General features: G+C 40.8%; 13 protein-coding genes. All 13 read right to left on the bottom strand.

The features are described from left to right. Positions 1-468: 468 nt before the first annotated feature. The gene (locus tag ABD035_RS09115) at positions 469-1,302 is read right to left on the bottom strand and encodes a beta-1,6-N-acetylglucosaminyltransferase (RefSeq protein ID WP_343869535.1); all 834 of its coding nucleotides are present in this window, start codon (positions 1,300-1,302) and stop codon (positions 469-471) included. Between the two features lie 15 nt (positions 1,303-1,317). Then, positions 1,318-2,265, bottom strand: coding sequence for a glycosyltransferase family 2 protein (locus ABD035_RS09110; RefSeq protein ID WP_343869533.1), 948 nt, complete (start codon positions 2,263-2,265; stop codon positions 1,318-1,320). A 2-nt stretch (positions 2,266-2,267) separates the two neighbouring features. Next, positions 2,268-3,563, bottom strand: a complete 1,296-nt coding sequence (locus tag ABD035_RS09105) for an oligosaccharide flippase family protein (RefSeq protein WP_343869531.1) — start codon at positions 3,561-3,563, stop codon at positions 2,268-2,270. Then, a complete protein-coding gene (locus ABD035_RS09100; protein ID WP_343869529.1) occupies positions 3,556-4,533 on the bottom strand; it encodes a glycosyltransferase family 2 protein in 978 nt (325 codons plus the stop codon). The genes ABD035_RS09105 and ABD035_RS09100 overlap by 8 nt, the downstream gene beginning before the upstream one ends. A gap of 10 nt (positions 4,534-4,543) precedes the next feature. Next, positions 4,544-5,653, bottom strand: coding sequence for a glycosyltransferase (locus tag ABD035_RS09095; RefSeq protein WP_343869526.1), 1,110 nt, complete (start codon positions 5,651-5,653; stop codon positions 4,544-4,546). Continuing rightward, a complete protein-coding gene (locus ABD035_RS09090) occupies positions 5,643-6,446 on the bottom strand; it encodes a glycosyltransferase (protein ID WP_343869892.1) in 804 nt (267 codons plus the stop codon). The genes ABD035_RS09095 and ABD035_RS09090 overlap by 11 nt, the downstream gene beginning before the upstream one ends. Positions 6,447-6,483: 37 nt before the next feature. After that, the gene (locus ABD035_RS09085) at positions 6,484-7,701 is read right to left on the bottom strand and encodes an EpsG family protein (RefSeq protein ID WP_343869524.1); all 1,218 of its coding nucleotides are present in this window, start codon (positions 7,699-7,701) and stop codon (positions 6,484-6,486) included. A 16-nt stretch (positions 7,702-7,717) separates the two neighbouring features. After that, entirely contained in the window at positions 7,718-9,148 is a 1,431-nt protein-coding gene (gene wbaP, locus ABD035_RS09080) for an undecaprenyl-phosphate galactose phosphotransferase WbaP (protein ID WP_343869522.1), read from the bottom strand. A 121-nt stretch (positions 9,149-9,269) separates the two neighbouring features. Then, positions 9,270-11,435, bottom strand: coding sequence for a polysaccharide biosynthesis tyrosine autokinase (locus ABD035_RS09075; RefSeq protein WP_343869520.1), 2,166 nt, complete (start codon positions 11,433-11,435; stop codon positions 9,270-9,272). A 17-nt stretch (positions 11,436-11,452) separates the two neighbouring features. After that, positions 11,453-11,887, bottom strand: coding sequence for an arsenate reductase/protein-tyrosine-phosphatase family protein (locus ABD035_RS09070; RefSeq protein ID WP_343869518.1), 435 nt, complete (start codon positions 11,885-11,887; stop codon positions 11,453-11,455). Then, on the bottom strand, positions 11,887-13,026 hold the full coding sequence (locus tag ABD035_RS09065) for a polysaccharide export protein (protein WP_343869516.1): 1,140 nt from the start codon (positions 13,024-13,026) through the stop codon (positions 11,887-11,889). Before ABD035_RS09065 ends, ABD035_RS09070 begins: the two co-directional genes overlap by 1 nt. A gap of 126 nt (positions 13,027-13,152) precedes the next feature. Beyond that, the gene (locus tag ABD035_RS09060) at positions 13,153-14,646 is read right to left on the bottom strand and encodes a capsule assembly Wzi family protein (protein WP_343869514.1); all 1,494 of its coding nucleotides are present in this window, start codon (positions 14,644-14,646) and stop codon (positions 13,153-13,155) included. Between the two features lie 1,015 nt (positions 14,647-15,661). After that, on the bottom strand, positions 15,662-17,182 hold the full coding sequence (gene lysS / locus ABD035_RS09055) for a lysine--tRNA ligase (protein ID WP_343869512.1): 1,521 nt from the start codon (positions 17,180-17,182) through the stop codon (positions 15,662-15,664). Between the last annotated feature and the right edge of the window lie 9 nt (positions 17,183-17,191).

The raw sequence follows: 17,191 nt of genomic DNA, 5'->3' as shown, positions 1-17,191 counted from the left end.
GACAGAAAAATATAAAATTGGATCACTTATTCTTAAACGAAAAATAAAATAATTTGAGTTATGTCTAAAAATTCACAGTAAACAAATGGAAGTAAATGATAAAAGTAAGGGTTTTATGGGGATACTAGCTAATGTAATCTTACAGCCAGAGCCCCGTAAAACTCCTTGATCAGTTCAGGTTGTCGAACTAGTAACGAGCTAAGTCATAAATTTTTTATTCTTAGTCAGCTTCGACCAACATAATAAAATGACTTAAAAAATAAGCTTACCATTAAAATTCAACCTGTAGGTAAACACTATGAATATCCAACAATTACAATCTCATCATTAAGATAAAAATAACTGGACATTAAATATTACCATGTAAAACCAACAGGATAGATAACCATATAATTTAAAATCTTTTTTAGGATGAATAATTAACTGAACATTAATCAAGCAAAAAATAAAGCACTAAAGCTAACGAAATCAATTCGACTTTCTCTTTGAGAGATAGTGAAGTATTTCATCCGCTTCAAATTTACGGCTGGAAATTATAGATGTGTGTAAATTTTTTGGAAGATCATTATAAGTAATCACTAATGGGCTTCTACCATTTTTATATTTCTTATCGAATATAATATACCTAAGATTTCCTTGAGGTGATACTTTAGCTTGGAGATTAGCTTTTTTAATTATATATTGAAAGAAATGTTCATCCGGACATAACTTTCGTCTGAAAAAATTAATATCATCTATAGTTATTGAAGAAAGAACTGTAATTGCATCTTCTTTCGAAATTGAAAACCACTGACTACCAAAGAGAGAGTTTATTTTATGGTGCCATGGAGTTAACCTATCTAATGCTTTCAACAAAAAAGTATACACTTTACCGAAGAAACTGGTTTGCCATTTTTTATCTGCATGGAATGTATTAAAACGCAATCTATATCTATGCTTTATGGATTCTTTATATTCTATATATATTTTCTTATGGTCAATTTTTTCACGACAATTTTCAATGAAAAGCATATCATCGGCACTGACGAAATGAAAGTAGTCACTTCTGGATAATTCAGTAGCAAACCTGAGGAGGTTAATCATAGCCAGTACCATAGAGAAACCAGCCCATCTCACATCAACTCTCATATCATCAGGAAGTATAAAAGTATTTTTACGAAGGCTTTTTTTATCGAATAAATCATTGACTTCAACTTTCATATCAAAATGAATATAAAAATCCACATCCGGATATAAATCAGCATATTTTAATATGTGAGGAATTGGCTTATGCGTTAATATAAGGAAAGCTTGCCTGCTCATACTCACTCCTAAAAATTATAAAAATATCGTTAAGACTTTTATTGAATCTTTAAGTTTATAACTTAACGCTGTCTTAATAGATAAAAATCTAATATTTTTTAAAAAAAACACCAAACAACCACGCCTTTGCGTAATAAAGATATCGTTATACTTTTTTGATTTTTTCATATCATAAAGCAATAAAAACATCCTCATAAAAAGAAATGTATTAAATTTCTTTTGCGACTTCGAATCCACTAATTTAAAATCCTTGGATAAGATAAAACCCTTAATTAAATGAATGCGCTGCAATAAGCCATCATAATATTTCTTGCTCATTAATGAATTATCGTGACTATTATATAAATAAGTAACAACATTCTTAAATACTGCACTTCTCGTGGATTTCAAAAAGTCTAGATTAAAGAAAAAATCCTCACTCATACTTATATCTTCATTAAACTTGATACTATCTCTAACCAATAACTCTCTGCGAAAACACTTACCATGCAAATAACCTAAGGCATCTCCTTTTTCGAGCTTTGAAGCATAATCGAAAATATCTTTTCTGAGGTATAATTTTTGGCTGATTTTCCGAGTATCTATTAAATCACTATCAACAGCAGAGGATATAACATCTAGCTCGACATCTCTATAGGATGATATTATATCGTAAAATGACTGTAGGGCATTGGAGGGTAAGGAATCATCCGAATCGAGAAATATAACAAAGTCACCTATCGCGTGAGTTATGCCGTTATTTCTCGCCACGCTGACGCCTTGGTTACTTTGTGTGAAACACCTTAAGATGGGGTTATTACTTTCAATTTTAGATACGATATCAAAACTACCATCGGTACTTCCATCATTCACTATTATAAGATCAATATTTTTATAAGTCTGATTTAATACACTTTGTACAGTATCACCAATAGTATTTGATGCATTATATAATGGGATGATTACACTGAACTTTATATCCATAACTAGTAACTTCTCTGTTTAATTTTTTTTGCCAAATCATACAATCTTAGTGGATTAAAAGCTTGCTTTTGCAATCTGAAGACAGAAGCGTTCCTAAAAAAATAATTTACAAAAGTAAAGGCGCTAAATTCTGTAATAAGTACACTATAAGCTGCACCTTTAACACCGAACATATTAATTAATATCACTGAGCTGATTATGCATATAAGAAGAAGAGTAAAGGATTTTTTTATTAGAAACCTGAACCCATTCATTTTCATAATAAATCTATCCATTAAACCACTTAATACTGCAAACATTGCTGAAAAAGAGAGAGGCATTATCAATATGTTTGCTTCAGAAAACCCCTCACCATAAAGTTTATTAATAAAATATCCAGAAAAAAGCCAGAAAAATAAAATTATAAATAAGGAGACAATAACAACCATTACAGTCAAGTTAGATACTTTCTCATTGACTGAGGTGTTGTTCCGATCACCAAATACGGAGGGGTAAAATGAAGACAAAATTGCATTTGGCAGAAATATCCATGCTGTAGCAAGTGTCATAGCGACACTAAATATCCCTGAAGCTTTTATATCTATAAAATAACTGACGCTGAATTGATTAATTCTTGTATACAGTGCTACAGCGATGAAAGATAAAAGAACCGACCCTCCGGAAATCACTAAGTACGAAGAGTAAGTTTTTACCTCTTTATACGTAATAATTTTTTTTAAACTAACCTCGCACCTAAACAAGTAAAACTTTATAATAAAAGGAATTAAAGTAACGAGAACTATTGGAATCGATAGTAACCTGAAATCCATCTTAAAATATGATATAAAATAACGGAAAACAAGAGCTACAACAAGACCTATAACATTAGCAATAACATTTATTTTAGCTCTTAATAGTGCTTCATTATAAGAGTTAACTAAATCCAAACTTGAAAAAAGACATGCAATAAGAGAAGCCAATGCAAATACTAAAAAAAGGTTGGTTTTGTGTTGAAAAGTGAGAAACAATAAAGCGAATATTGACAGCGTCATATACAGAACAAAAACAAACCCCAGGGTTATTATTAATAACCTGACACCTGATTTTTTATTTTCTGATACTCTCTTAAGTATCAAAACATCACTTCCCATTTGGGATATTGACTGTACAAATTGAAATGTTAAGAGCGAAAGAGCCATAACCCCAAAAATCTCAGGGCCAACATACTTTGCAACATAAGAGTTAACAAAAATAAGTCCGAACACAGAGATTATTTTTTCTAACACCATCCAGATGGAATTTTTTAACTTATCAATCATCACCCCGCCCCTTAATAATATTAAAAACCCGTGGTGATAATAAAAAAATAAAAAACTGTGTATTTTTTTTGAACCCTGGCAATGGTTTCTTTAAATATTTGAAAAAATTTTCCTTATAAAAACCGTTGAGAGATTTATAACATCCTTTCAAAGCTTTTTTATCTTCAGCCGTCGAATCACAATTCATTACTCTTAACATGTAATCCATACTAATAATCATATTATTATAATAAAAATAGGGTAAATTTTTATCTGCTAATGTTCTCTCCATTCTGCTCAAAAAAGGCATGAAAGCAAGTTGATTCATATTCAAAGTAGATCTCGTCAAAGAAAACTTTGACTCAACATAGTTGTATACTACTTCATTAGTAAAAACAACCTCATTGCCAAAACTCTTTTTTAAATATTCTGTTAAAAAACAAAAATCCTCAAAATTACTAAGGCCTTTCTCGAAGTGAATGTCGTTATTTTTTATAATTTCTACTCTGAAAACTTTATCACAAACACCAAATTTTCTATCTTTATAAATCAATCTATTCAATGCAAGGCTAGATTCCAAAAATTCATCATTTTTTTTATAGCCTTTTTTTTCTGTTATTTTTTTTAGGTCATAAGTATAATGTTGGCTTGCTCCCACAACCATACAAACATTAGATTTCATAAAACCCTGATAGATCTCAAGACTATTATCTGAGAGAAAATCATCTGAATCCAGAAAACAAATAAACTCTCCCCTAGCCGTTTTAATTCCTAAATTCCTGGAATATGAAACCCCATGATTATCATTATTGATTACTTCGACAAGACCATCATATTTTTTTAAAAGTTCTTTGGTATTATCTGTTGACCCATCGTTAATAACAATTACTTCTTTCGAGACATTTTGCCTTAAAGCACTTGATATGCACTTATCGAGTGAGGATTCAGCATTATACATGGGGATTATTATTGAAAATAAAGGTGTATGCATCTTTTATCTCTTATAATTTTAACATTTCACAAATTCTATGCACGTATGAATCAGGGTAAAATTCTGACATTGTTTTAGAAATTGAATAACGATCATAATCACCTGATTGATAACATGAATCAATTATTTTTGATAAAGCTGAAATATCAGATACTGGGTATATATATCCGTTTTCTGGTGTTACAAAGTCTCTAGGCCCTGTTTTACAATCAGAGGTGATAACCTTAATACCTCTTGATAGAGCTTCACCTAAAACAGTTGGTAATCCTTCATATGCAGACGTGAGTATCAAAAAGTCTACATTTTCAACTTTCTCCCATGGATTATCATGCCATCCTTTCATAATTTTTACATTATTTTCTAATTTTTTTCCCTTTATATAATCGACTATTTTATTGTAGTCTTGTCCATCACCTATTATAGTTAACTTAACAGGATTTATAGTTTTAGATATGGCTTCTAATAAATCCTTTACCCTTTTTTGCCCTTCGAATAATAATCTTCCAATATACACCAAATTCACACTATCATTAGTTGTCTTTTTGTAATTCTCGATCTCATTAGAAAAGTCATAAAAAGGATTCGGGAAATATATTATTCTATTTTCGTTAACACCCAAATCGGAAAATTGCGGAATTATATCTTTACTAATTGCTAGAAAATAATCTGCGTGCTTAATTAATTCATTTTTTCCGTGACCTGCATCCAGAGAAAAATGTGGCCATGCATAAATAATATATTTCTTTCTAAATATTTCTTTTATTCTCTTCAATAAATAAACTTGAAAAGGGCCTGTACATAATACATATGAATATCCGCCAAATAATATCTTAAAGAGCAGGGCAACACTATGCATAAATAGCGTCACAATTTTAAATTTAGAAACTAAGGGGACTCTTGTGCTATTTAATCCATTTAACCATTTCTCATTTCCTGTGCCTGATATCCAGCACTTACGAGCTTTTTCAACACAATCACCTCCGCTGAGTGATAAAATTTCACATACTAATTTATCACTTAATTTATCTTTTAAAATTGAATCCATTTTCTGGATTACTCTCTCAATACCTCCATTACCTGATATATAAGATGTAACAATAAGTAACCTTTTATTTCCCATTTTTCCCTCTCGAACGGTCGATCACATATAACCTTTTCAAAATACAACTAGGTAAAACCCTGGTTATTACTCTCATAAAAAGTATATAATAGGAATTCAGTCCAGTTGTGATCCCCAACTCTCTTTTTAAAGAGAATAACTGAAGCTCACTTTTTATATACTGAAGCCCTTTCCTTTTTGCCAATGTACTTTCATCTACGCTCGCATCCACTAAGATGTCAGGCATATTTTCAACTCTAAACCCCTTACTTATAACCCTCAACCATAGATTATAATCTTCCATATACAAGTGGTGCTTATAGCCTCCTGCTCGCTCTATAATATCTTTATTAAACACAACAGTCATATGGTTAAAAGGATTTTTTATTTTAGAAAAAATTTTAATATGATCGGTTTTTAATGGTAATATTTTTTCCCTTCTCTCAAGAGTTTCAGGATTTATCTCGTTTATTTGGGAACCAAGTATAGCTATATCTGAATTATCGCTCAGATATGAAATTTGTTTTTCAAACCTACAAGGCAAACAAACATCATCCGTATCCATTCTTGCAACAATATTGTTTTTACAATACTGAATACCATAATTTAAGGCATTACCTAACCCTACATTTTTTTCAAGAGGATATACTTTTAACGGAAGCAAATCCTTCCATTTATGAAGTATATTTTCTAATTCTTTAGTAATAGGTCCATCGATAACTATTACTATATCATCGCTCATCCTCGTCTGTAGTGATAAACTTCTCAAACATGATTCTAGTCGATGAGGTGATTCTTTTACATACAAGGACATCAATACTGAATATTCCATATTTTAATAACCTCCTGATTTACAAAAACACCTTTTCGAAAACATTGATTATGTTATCAGTTGTTAATGACTTCAGATCACCGAAGTAAAAAAACTGCACACCTACATCATTTATATAAAAATAAACCACTATAGATCCTGCTGCCATCAAATATAATGAAGCGAGTCTCAACACAGGTTCTTTAAGGTGAAATGCATAGAATGAAACATATAACATAAAGAAAGCCATAATATTTACTGAATAACGATTGGCTACTTCCTGGAAGGAAATCGTCAACAAGAAAATACATATTGTATAAATGGCACAATTTCTTATCTTATCAAGTACGTCAATCCCTTCCTTTAAGAGCTTGTTTTTGAATAAATTTAACACTTCAATGGCAATACAAAAAATTGAGGTGACAAATATTTTCCTGTGTATATCATTACCAAATACTCCAGCATCATAAGCGTCTACTCTCGAAAGAAAAAATGTATTCAGCCCTCCAAGATAGCTCATAAATACGGGAAAAACAAATCCACCAATCAAATATGATAGAAGATAGATAACAAAACAAGTATGTGTTCTTATTGTTTTTATCTTTTTAAAAAAATAAAGTAATGGAATATAAATAAGATACGAGAAGTGGGAGAGGAACGCCAAAAACCCAAACAGTACTCTTTTATAGAGTGACTTATTAGAAAGAGCAAAAATAAATATTGACAGTGCCAAGCTTTGCCTAAGAAGATTCCCGTACAAACCCTCATAATTATACTGAGGAATAAACATGAACATCGCTAATACAATTGGCTTACCTATTAATCTATATCCTCCTATAAAAATAAAGGCGAAACTCACAAAATAAAAAAATGAAAATGCCAAATTATCATAACCAAATAAATCTGACGATAATTTAAACATAAAGTATGAGAAAATATCATACCCTTTATAATTCACAATCCAATCATACCAACCTGTACCATAAAACCTCTTCATGTAGATCCAATAGTTGACTTTATCATTCATGAATGGATTTAGGGTTTTAGTTGCAATGAAAAGATCACTAACTAAAAACATAACTACAAAGAAAAGAAATATTATTATCTTCTCATTTATATAAACTTTATTAGGCAGTAGAAAAAAAATTACACTAAAGCTTAGAGCTACAATTACTGTTACATACGGTAAGAATAAAAACGAAAATAGTAAAAGAGCTAGAATTCCTGAGAATTGTAAAATTTTTTGTTTTTTAATCATAATATACCGGATATGTCTAGTATGCGCCATCACGCTTAAATACAACACCCACTGTTTTGAATAGTATCACTATATCATTCCACATGGACCAGTTTTTAACATACCAGGCATCAAAGTAAACACGAGTTTCATAATCGACATCGCTACGCCCGCTTACCTGCCAGAGCCCGGTCATACCTGGTTTACTCATCAGATAGTAATCGACCTGGTCATGATAGCGTTCCAGCTCGGCCTGAATAATCGGTCGCGGGCCGACCAGACTCATTTCACCTTTCAGTACGTTAAACAACTGAGGTAACTCATCCATACTGGTACGGCGTAGTAAATTACCGATACGGGTAATACGTGGATCATTTTTCAGTTTAAAGGTCGCGTCCCATTCAGCTTTTGCTTCCGGATCTGAAGCCAGTAATTGTTCAAGCAGCTCTTTTGAGTTAACTGCCATCGATCGGAACTTCAGACACTTAAAGGTTTTACCGTGCTTCCCGATGCGTTCATGGCCATAAATAGCCGGACCGCCATCTTTTTTTACTTTACTGCGGATATAGAGCAGTAATGGTGATAACAGCACAATAATCGCCAGCGATGCAGTGATATCAAAAGCACGCTTCACAAAACGGGAGGACCATTTTGCCAGGTTCTGATGCACACGGAAGATCATCACTTCGTGGCTGAAGATAAAAGACATATCCGTACTGTCCAGTGGCATACCACGTAATGTGGGGATCACAGAAACATAGCGATAGCCTTTAATCATAAGATCACGCAGCCAGGTGTTTCGTAACTTACTCTGATGGTTTTCGACGGCAACAATAAACTGCATTCGTTTATCTACCGCATCGCCCAGCCAGTCACTTTTATGGTGTAGCAGAGGTATCCCATGCAGTTCATTCTTTTCAGTCAGGCCCGGGTCGCTGTTAATAAACGCGGTCACCCGCAGCCCCAGATTAGTCTCACTCGATATAGCCTGCCAGGCATCAATAGCATTTTTGCCGCTACCGATAATCATAGTATCCCGCTGCCAGAGCCCGGCTCTGTTCAGCAGTTTTTTGGTCAGCATCCGTAATGCCGGCACCATAATAAGGATCAGTATCCAGGTCAATACCCACAGATAACGTGAAAAATACCATTTTGCAAAGGCAACAATCGCAATTTCAAAAATTGCAAAAATAATCAGGGTACGCAGGATCTCTTTCAGTTCAAACCAGAAGGTTTTACGATAAAAATAATGACGCAGACGAAAGGCAAACCAGCCAATACAGCATACCGCCAGTCCCCAGTGCAGATTAATCCAGCCCTCGGTAGGGCCTTCCGGAATACGTTGCGGAAAATGGCTCAGGGTAAGTTGCAGTATTCCCTTGGCAATATATATCGCCAGAGTAAATCCTATAAAATCTGACAGGATCAGCATGACACTGACCCAAAAATTACGTGTTACGCGCGTCATGGTTTCCTCACCAGTATCCCGTAACCGGGGGTGATAAAAAGGGGCGGGGTAAAGAACTTAGCTAAAAGAAAAGAATAGGTTCTCTTATATAAGAAACAGCCCGCAGAGCGGGCTGTTACTACTACTTATTATTTTCGTAAGAATAGCCGTAATGGCTGTAGCCGTAGCCATAATAGCTGCTGGCCTTTTTGATCACACCGTTCAGAATACAGCCTTTAATATCAATCCCGCTTTGCTCGAAACGTCTCACACTGACTTCCATCTCTTTCGCGGTATTCTGCTCGAAGCGGGCCACCAGCAGGGTAGTACCGGCATAGCGGCCGATAATGGCGGCATCGGTTACCGCCAGGATTGGCGGGGTATCTACCAGTACCAGGTCATAGTTCTGACTTGCCCATTCCATCAGTTGCTGGAAGCGTGAGTGCATCAGCAGTTCTGCCGGATTCGGCGGGTTAGCACCCCGCGAGATAAAATCAAAGCCGGCAGTAGCTACCGGTTTGATCCCCTGCTCTACCGTTGATTTTCCGGAAAGAATATCCGACAAGCCATGTTCAGTACTATGGTGGAAGATCTGATGTGCATATCCCTTACGCATATCTGCATCGATAAATAATACTTTCTGACCACTCTGGGCGATCACAGCCGCCAGGTTGGTGGTGACGAAAGTTTTACCGGCATTCGGGCTGGCACCGGAAATCATTAGTACATTGTTACCCGCTTCCATCATCGCAAAATGCAGGCTGGTACGCAGGCTACGTATCGCTTCGATTGCGAGATCGGCGGGGTTATCCACTGACAGGAAACTGGTATTTTCCTGCTTCTTACCTTTAACTTTCAGAGAACGTTTAGGATTTTGACGTGCCATCCACTCAGAAACCGGAACACTGGCGTAAACGTTAATACCCATCTCTTCCAGTTGCTCTGGTGATTCGATTCCACGACGCAGGAATACCCTTAATAAAACAAGTCCCACTGAAATAAAACCACCTAGTACCCCTCCGATAAGTACAATCAATACTTTTTGTGGTTTAACTGGTTTAGGCTGAGTCACTGCATCATCAACAATACGCACATTACCGATGGCACTATTTTTGGCAATATCGAGTTCCTGCTGTCGATTAAGTAACTGCATATATACTGCACGATTTGATTCCACATCCCGGCTCAGTTGTAATACCTGCTGCTGGGCACCTGGCATTTTTGAAACCTGCTGGCTTAAACGGGCCTTCTCTTTTTCCAGAGTCGCTCTTTTTTCCAGCAAGGCTTTGTAGGTTGGGTGATCTTTCGTATACAACTGAGAAATTTCCGCTTCGCGGAAGGTCAGTTCGTTCAGCTGATTATCCACATTAACAATCTGGTTTAATGCGGATTGAGTCTGCATATTTAAATCAACTGAGTCGCTTCGCTTACGGTAAGCACTCAGTTTATCTTCAGCACTATCGAGTTGTGCTCGTACTTTAGGCAACTGTTGATTCAAAAACTGCAGACTTTTACTGTCCTGTGCAGCCTGTAAATCGACATTTTGTGCCAGATAATTGTCACCAATACTGTGGAGGGTCTCCTGGATCAAAGTTGGATCGCTTCCTGTTAGAGTAAGGTTCAGCATGCCACTATCCTTACCCTGGTCTACAGCTATAAATGACTTTCTTAAATCACTAATAGCATCAAGCCAAGTAATATATTTGATGGTAAATTGGGTACCAGGCTTGGCTTGGATATCATTAATAAGAAGTGATAATCCCTTGGCACTCAATAACTCACCTACTTTACCATCAAGGTTATAACCCTGACCCGATAAATGATATGTTCCTCTGTCATTAACAGTTAAGTTTAGTAAAGGTTCTTTACCATTTTGCTGCCCTAAATAAATCCTTCCTACAGATATGCTTCCGGGCTTATCTCCAATTAATCTTGACCATCCTCTTCCAAAAATTGGAAAGTATTTTTGCGTGACCTGAGCCTGTAAGTTCAGGTCATCGACAGTTTTACCAAGTATCATGCGCGACTGTAATAATGCTATTTCAGGAGCAGACTGAGGCTGAGTGTCAGGTAGCATCTGGCTCAGGCTGCTTAGTAAAGCATTACCTTGTTTCTGTTCTACCTGGACCAGTGCATCAGCCTCGTAGATCGGGGTAGCAAATAAAGCATAAAGAATTGCCAACACAGTAAACAGTGCGGTAATACCGATAATCAGTTTACGGTGATCAATCAGCTCGCCTACCAGGCGACCCAGATCGATTTCATCGCTATCCGGCGAAGCCGGCTTATTTGTTAAAGAAGGAGACATGCATTTACTTCCTAAAGTTAACCGCCCAGCTTCCGGGTCCATTCCGTGGCGGACTGGTCCAGCAGCTGATACACAAATTCAAACGCTTCCATACTTTGACGGTACGGGTCCGGGATTTCTTTATTTCCGAGCCAGTGGCCGAACAGCAGTGTCTTACCCCGGGCTTCCGGGGCAATTTTCGTCACCTGCTCAATATGGTGTTTTTCCATTACCAGGATCAGGTCATACTGACGGCCCAGCTTACCGGTAAACTGCTGGCCTTTATGGTCATCCAGGGAAAGCCCATGGTTCTCCGAGACCGCAATGGCCGAGGCATCGGCTGCATGATCCACCAGCGCCCCGACCCCTGCCGAGTCTATTTTTTTCCCCGGCAGAGCACGGCGAAGCAAGCGTTCGCCAATAGGCGAACGGCAGATATTGCCGGTACATACCACTAAAATTGAATTAAACATTAATTTGGCCACGTTTTGATGTAATGAGCAGCTTCTGTCAGGTCATGTACTCCGGTAATGGTCGGTACCAGCTGGGAAATCACACGGTTCCAGCGAACCACCGGGGCAGTAGTAACATAAACGATATCGTAAGGCTGCAACTGAAACTCAGCAGACAGCACCATCGTCGAAGCATCTTTCGCATTCAGCTGATAGATATTGGCAATACGCCCGCCTTTATCTTTCGGGATCTGGCGGATAACAAAAATCCCGGAGGCATCGGCATACTGCTGATTAATCCCCTGGGCATTACCCAATGCTTCAGCCAGGGTCATACCACTGCGATCCATTTTCAGGGTGCTCTGCTGACCGACTTCGCCCATCACAAACACTTTCTGGTCATCATTACGCGGTACAAATAGGATATCGCCAGGATACAGCAGGTGGTTCTCCATCAAATCACCTTTCTGCATCAGAGCCTGCAGAGAAATAATCTGATCTTTACCGTTATGGGTCAGTACCACATGACGCCAGTCGGCATCGGCAGAAAGTCCGCCGGCGGCATTAATCGCATCCATCACCGTTAACGGCACGTTGGTAATAGGCTGCTGACCGGATTTATTAACTTCACCGGTCACATAGGCTTTCTGGGATCTGAAGGCGGCGACCGCAACATCCACCTGCGGGCTCTCGATATAGGTGGACAGACGGCGGGCTATCTCAGCACGAACCTCATCCAGTGTTCTTCCCGCAACCTGCACTTTGCCAATATAAGGATAAAATATATTGCCGTCGGCTCCGACCCAGTTACCGGTATCGCTGGCACTGCGGTAGGTACCTGCCGGGTTGGTCAGCTCCGGATGGTCATAGACGGTGATCATCAGTACATCACCCGGCCCGATACGGTACTGATAGCTGCTAAGCAGGCTATCCAGTTGCGGATTAGGCTGCGCCAGTACCGGTGCCGGACGCTGCTGATCAATCAGATCCGGAGTCATCGGGTAAACATTCACCAGTTTATCCCAGTCGTAATCGCTGTCCGGCAGTTCCACCACATTTTTGCGCAGGCTATTCAGGCCCTGGCCGGGGATCATGGTACAGCCGCTCAGCAACCCCACCAGGGTTGCAGCGACCGTCAGTTTAATTGCGGTATTTTTCATCAATTTATTTCATCAGTTAATAGTAGACACTTCTGACGGCAAACGGTCCGTTATAATTTTTTACAGCTCAATGGCGGCTGTCCCTGCCGCTTAGCCTGAGCTGTCATTGTCCGGCGTCAGTGTTAGTTACAGATTAAACGGAATTTCCAGGGCGGCACTGGCCCCCAGGTCGTTATTATCATTATGGTTTGCATCGGTATACCAGGTGCCCAGGTTCAGGCGGACAGATTTATACACATCCCCGCTCCACCCCGCCTGTATCCCTTTCAGAGTATCAGCATGCGGGAACGCACGGTTCATACTCTGGTTATCCGGGTTCACCTTGGCGTAAAACATTCTCAGGCTCCAGCGCTGGTTATCTTCGGTCACCAGTTCGGTTTTTGCCGCCAGTAAACGACCGTCGCCGCCCATGCTGTCACCCAGTGCATAGCCCTGCTGATAATAGCCATCGGTATAAATATGATGGTTATAGCTGTAGTTTGTACGTTTGCCGAGATCGGTACGGGTATCATGCCCTTCCACATACCAGTTCAGCGCATTTTTCCCCAGGCTGTAATGACCTTCAATCCCCGCCAGATACATATTGGCGGATGGCAGCATCCCGGCCTCATCTTCACCAATCATCTGGCCATAAAGACTGATCGGGATCCCCAGGGTCGGCTCCAGTTTAAGACGGGCATCAAACCCGGCCAGCTGGTTACCTGGTTCATTAGGGTCATAAGGAGCTGTATTATCATCACCGGCAAAACCATCCCAGAAGTTACGTAGTGATTCCGGACGGTTTTCACCGCCCCACTGCATAATGCGGCTGGCACCCAGTTCCAGAGACTGCCACGGAGAAACAGATAAACGCATACCAATAATTTTAGTGTGCGGTACAGCCGTATACTGCGCTTCCTGAGCCGCAGAAAGCTGATACTGCCAGGGGCCAACCCAATTCAGCCACCAGGTTTCCGGAGCCGTCTGCTGGTCACGCTGCAGCATAAAGCCGGTCAGCGGGCGGGCGGCATCGGAACGGATCAGGCTGCCTTCATAACCCGGCCCCCACCACTGTGGCGTCTGACCAAACGACAGCCATTGTCCCCAGATTTTAACTGCACCATAACTGTTGTTCAGATTGGCCCGGGAAGGGGACTCGATCTGCTCACCACCTTCCAGGTTACCCTGCAGGTTAACATCCCACCAGTCGCCGCTGTTACTGGCGGTCACCGACAAACGGTTATCGGCCGGCGTAGACTGCGCAAAAGGCTTAGGCTGTCCGGAGTTGCCGGTGGAGGTATAAGCGTTGACGCGAACATCTGATTTCAGTGTGCGCAAACGCTGCTGAACCCGCTCGATAGCCAGTTGTTCAGAAGCATAAGAAGGATGGGCTTTGTTCAGAGCTGCTTCAATAGCATCCTGGCTGAGCGGCCAGGTACTCAGGCTAAGGTTAATGACCCCGCGGTCGGCCAGCCAGCTCAGATCTGAGCGCAAATCACTGTCCGGTAAAACCAGGCCGGCGGCGAAACTATGGGTAGCAGGTAATACTGCCAGGCCGATAGCCAGAGCCAGCAGGCATTTTTTAATGCCGCGCTGCTTTGTGGCCGGCGGCAAATCCGCCCCGGTAAAGGTTTTCTGCATCTGAGCTCTCTCCTTTCCTTTGCTGTCCCGCCGCGAAAATCTCTGGATGTTCGGCGACGGATTAATATAAATGATAGTGAAATAAGATTCTTTTTTGTACCAGTCATACTGGATACAACAACACCGCTTATTGAAATATCAAGGTCACTGGCTGTCGGCAGGATGACAAACCGCTTTGCCGGAATGGCCAATTTTTCTCTGCTGAATGCCTATGAAAATAGCAGAAACCGACAAAAATCAGGCGTTTTTTTGACGTAAAGTGGCAAAATTATCGATACCTTCAGGCACGCTACCGCCCCTGGCTCGCAGCTACCAGTGCACTCTCTGATAAAACAGGGCAAATTTTTCCTGCGGATTCCGGTCGCAGGCGGGTGATGGTTCAGCCATTACCCGGATAAAAACCTGATAAAATCTGAACAATCACCTGACAATCCAGGAAATTCTGAACAATTATTAAGAATTAATAAAGGCAAAGATATAGATAAATTCCTGGTTTTTTACTGTTGCTGACAATATTGATTAAAACTCCACCACTCTTACATTTTATTGCCCGTAAGTCTCTGATTTTTACACCCCACAGAAACATTATTCTGACAGATATATTTACTCTTTCATGAGAGTGTGGCTCTTATGTGACGCGCCCTGTCCCGGCTGAAGGTGTTCAGACAAAGGGTGGCAGGTATAAGCGAGGAAGTTCAGGGATCAGCACCTGCTATGGGTTATCGAGAAAACAGCGACATATCATCCATCCAGAGCGGCATCCCCCGGGGACCCGATGTCTGTCTGCGGGTCCCCCCGGGAGGGCAAACAAGGTACGAATATCAAAGCGGTGTAATACAGATAAGAAGGTACAGCGACCTGCCTGTCAGGGGGTGGGGTTAAGCAGGCAGCAGAGGATGCAGCCGACAACGGGTGACGGGATAAACTCCAACTCAGTTCGGAGAGTTACAGGGGAAAGTTAAACGCCTGGCGTGTGCCAGGCGTTTAAGGGAATGCAACGATCAGGCCCGCAGGCTTATTTGCTTTCCGGGCGCAGTGCCGGGAACAGGATAACGTCGCGGATGGTATGGCTGTTAGTAAACAGCATCACCATACGGTCGATACCAATGCCCAGACCGGCGGTCGGTGGCAGACCATGTTCCAGCGCGGTGACATAATCTTCGTCGTAGAACATCGCCTCATCATCTCCGGCATCTTTCGCGTTGACCTGCTGACGGAAACGTTCCGCCTGATCTTCAGCATCGTTCAGCTCGGAGAAGCCATTACCGATTTCACGGCCACCAATAAAGAATTCGAAGCGGTCGGTAATTTCCGGGTTTTCATCATTACGGCGGGCCAGCGGAGAAACCTCTGCCGGGTACTCTGTAATAAATGTCGGCTGGATCAGCTGGCTTTCGGCGGTCTCTTCAAAGATTTCGGTGACCACTCGGCCCAGACCCCAGCTTTTCTCTGTTTTAATTCCCAGAGATTGTGCCAGCGCCACCGCTTTATCAAAATCATCCAGATCACTCAGTTCGGTTTCAGGACGGTATTTTTTGATAGCTTCGCGCATGGTCAGGCGGGCAAAAGGTTTACCGAAATCGAAAATCTGATCCCCGTAAGTCACCTGGCTATGGCCCAGTACGGACTCTGCCAGCGTACGGAACAGGCTTTCGGTCAGTTCAATCAGGTCATTGTAATCCGCATAAGCCATATAGAGTTCCATCATGGTGAACTCAGGGTTATGACGCGGAGAAATGCCCTCATTACGGAAGTTACGGTTAATTTCGAATACCCGGTCGAAACCACCCACGACCAGACGCTTCAGATACAGCTCCGGCGCAATACGCAGGTACATATCGATGTCCAGCGCATTATGATGCGTGATAAACGGACGAGCGGAAGCTCCCCCCGGGATCACCTGCATCATCGGCGTTTCGACTTCCATAAACTCACGCTCAACCATGAACTGGCGGATGCCGGCCATGATTTTCGAGCGGATACGGAAAGTATTACGGGATTCTTCGTTGGCAATCAGGTCCAGATAACGCTGGCGATAGCGCGTTTCCTGGTCCGCCAGACCGTGGAATTTATCCGGTAACGGACGCAGAGCCTTGGTCAGCAGACGCAGTTCGCTACAGTGAATGGATAATTCGCCGGTTTTGGTCTTAAACAGCTTGCCGCGTGCACCGAGGATATCGCCGAGGTCCCATTTTTTAAATTGTTCGTTATAGTAACCTTCCGGCAAATCATCACGTGACACATATAACTGAATACGGCCACCGGCGTCCTGCAGGGTCACAAAGGAGGCTTTACCCATAATGCGGCGGGTCATCATACGGCCGGCCACACTCACCTCGATACCGGTCTCTTCCAGCTCTTCGTTTTCCTTCGCGTCAAACTCAGCATGCAGTTTGTCTGACTGAGTATCACGACGGAAATCGTTAGGGAATGCCACGCCATTCTGGCGCAGTGCGGCCAGTTTCTCACTCCGGCTTTTCAGCTCGTTGTTGAGTTCCCGGATGGCATCAGCCTGCTGTGGTTGTTGTTCAGACATGGGTTTTCC

This window comes from Tatumella terrea (genome assembly GCF_039523755.1).
In the GTDB taxonomy this organism is placed as follows: Bacteria; Pseudomonadota; Gammaproteobacteria; order Enterobacterales; family Enterobacteriaceae; genus Tatumella; species Tatumella terrea.
The sequence above is the reverse complement of the archived record's forward strand: the minus strand, read 5'-3'. Positions and strand labels throughout refer to the sequence as shown.

Bases quoted from the DNA above. Each gene is read 5' to 3' on its own strand.
- ABD035_RS09115 (WP_343869535.1), bottom strand. From the start codon at position 1,302: ATGAGCAGGCAAGCTTTCCTTATATTAACGCATAAGCCAATTCCTCAC.
- ABD035_RS09110 (WP_343869533.1), bottom strand. From the start codon at position 2,265: ATGGATATAAAGTTCAGTGTAATCATCCCATTATATAATGCATCAAAT.
- ABD035_RS09105 (WP_343869531.1), bottom strand. From the start codon at position 3,563: ATGATTGATAAGTTAAAAAATTCCATCTGGATGGTGTTAGAAAAAATA.
- ABD035_RS09100 (WP_343869529.1), bottom strand. From the start codon at position 4,533: ATGCATACACCTTTATTTTCAATAATAATCCCCATGTATAATGCTGAA.
- ABD035_RS09095 (WP_343869526.1), bottom strand. From the start codon at position 5,653: ATGGGAAATAAAAGGTTACTTATTGTTACATCTTATATATCAGGTAAT.
- ABD035_RS09090 (WP_343869892.1), bottom strand. From the start codon at position 6,446: ATGTCCTTGTATGTAAAAGAATCACCTCATCGACTAGAATCATGTTTG.
- ABD035_RS09085 (WP_343869524.1), bottom strand. From the start codon at position 7,701: ATGATTAAAAAACAAAAAATTTTACAATTCTCAGGAATTCTAGCTCTT.
- wbaP (WP_343869522.1), bottom strand. From the start codon at position 9,148: ATGACGCGCGTAACACGTAATTTTTGGGTCAGTGTCATGCTGATCCTG.
- ABD035_RS09075 (WP_343869520.1), bottom strand. From the start codon at position 11,435: ATGTCTCCTTCTTTAACAAATAAGCCGGCTTCGCCGGATAGCGATGAA.
- ABD035_RS09070 (WP_343869518.1), bottom strand. From the start codon at position 11,887: ATGTTTAATTCAATTTTAGTGGTATGTACCGGCAATATCTGCCGTTCG.
- ABD035_RS09065 (WP_343869516.1), bottom strand. From the start codon at position 13,026: ATGAAAAATACCGCAATTAAACTGACGGTCGCTGCAACCCTGGTGGGG.
- ABD035_RS09060 (WP_343869514.1), bottom strand. From the start codon at position 14,646: ATGCAGAAAACCTTTACCGGGGCGGATTTGCCGCCGGCCACAAAGCAG.
- lysS (WP_343869512.1), bottom strand. From the start codon at position 17,182: ATGTCTGAACAACAACCACAGCAGGCTGATGCCATCCGGGAACTCAAC.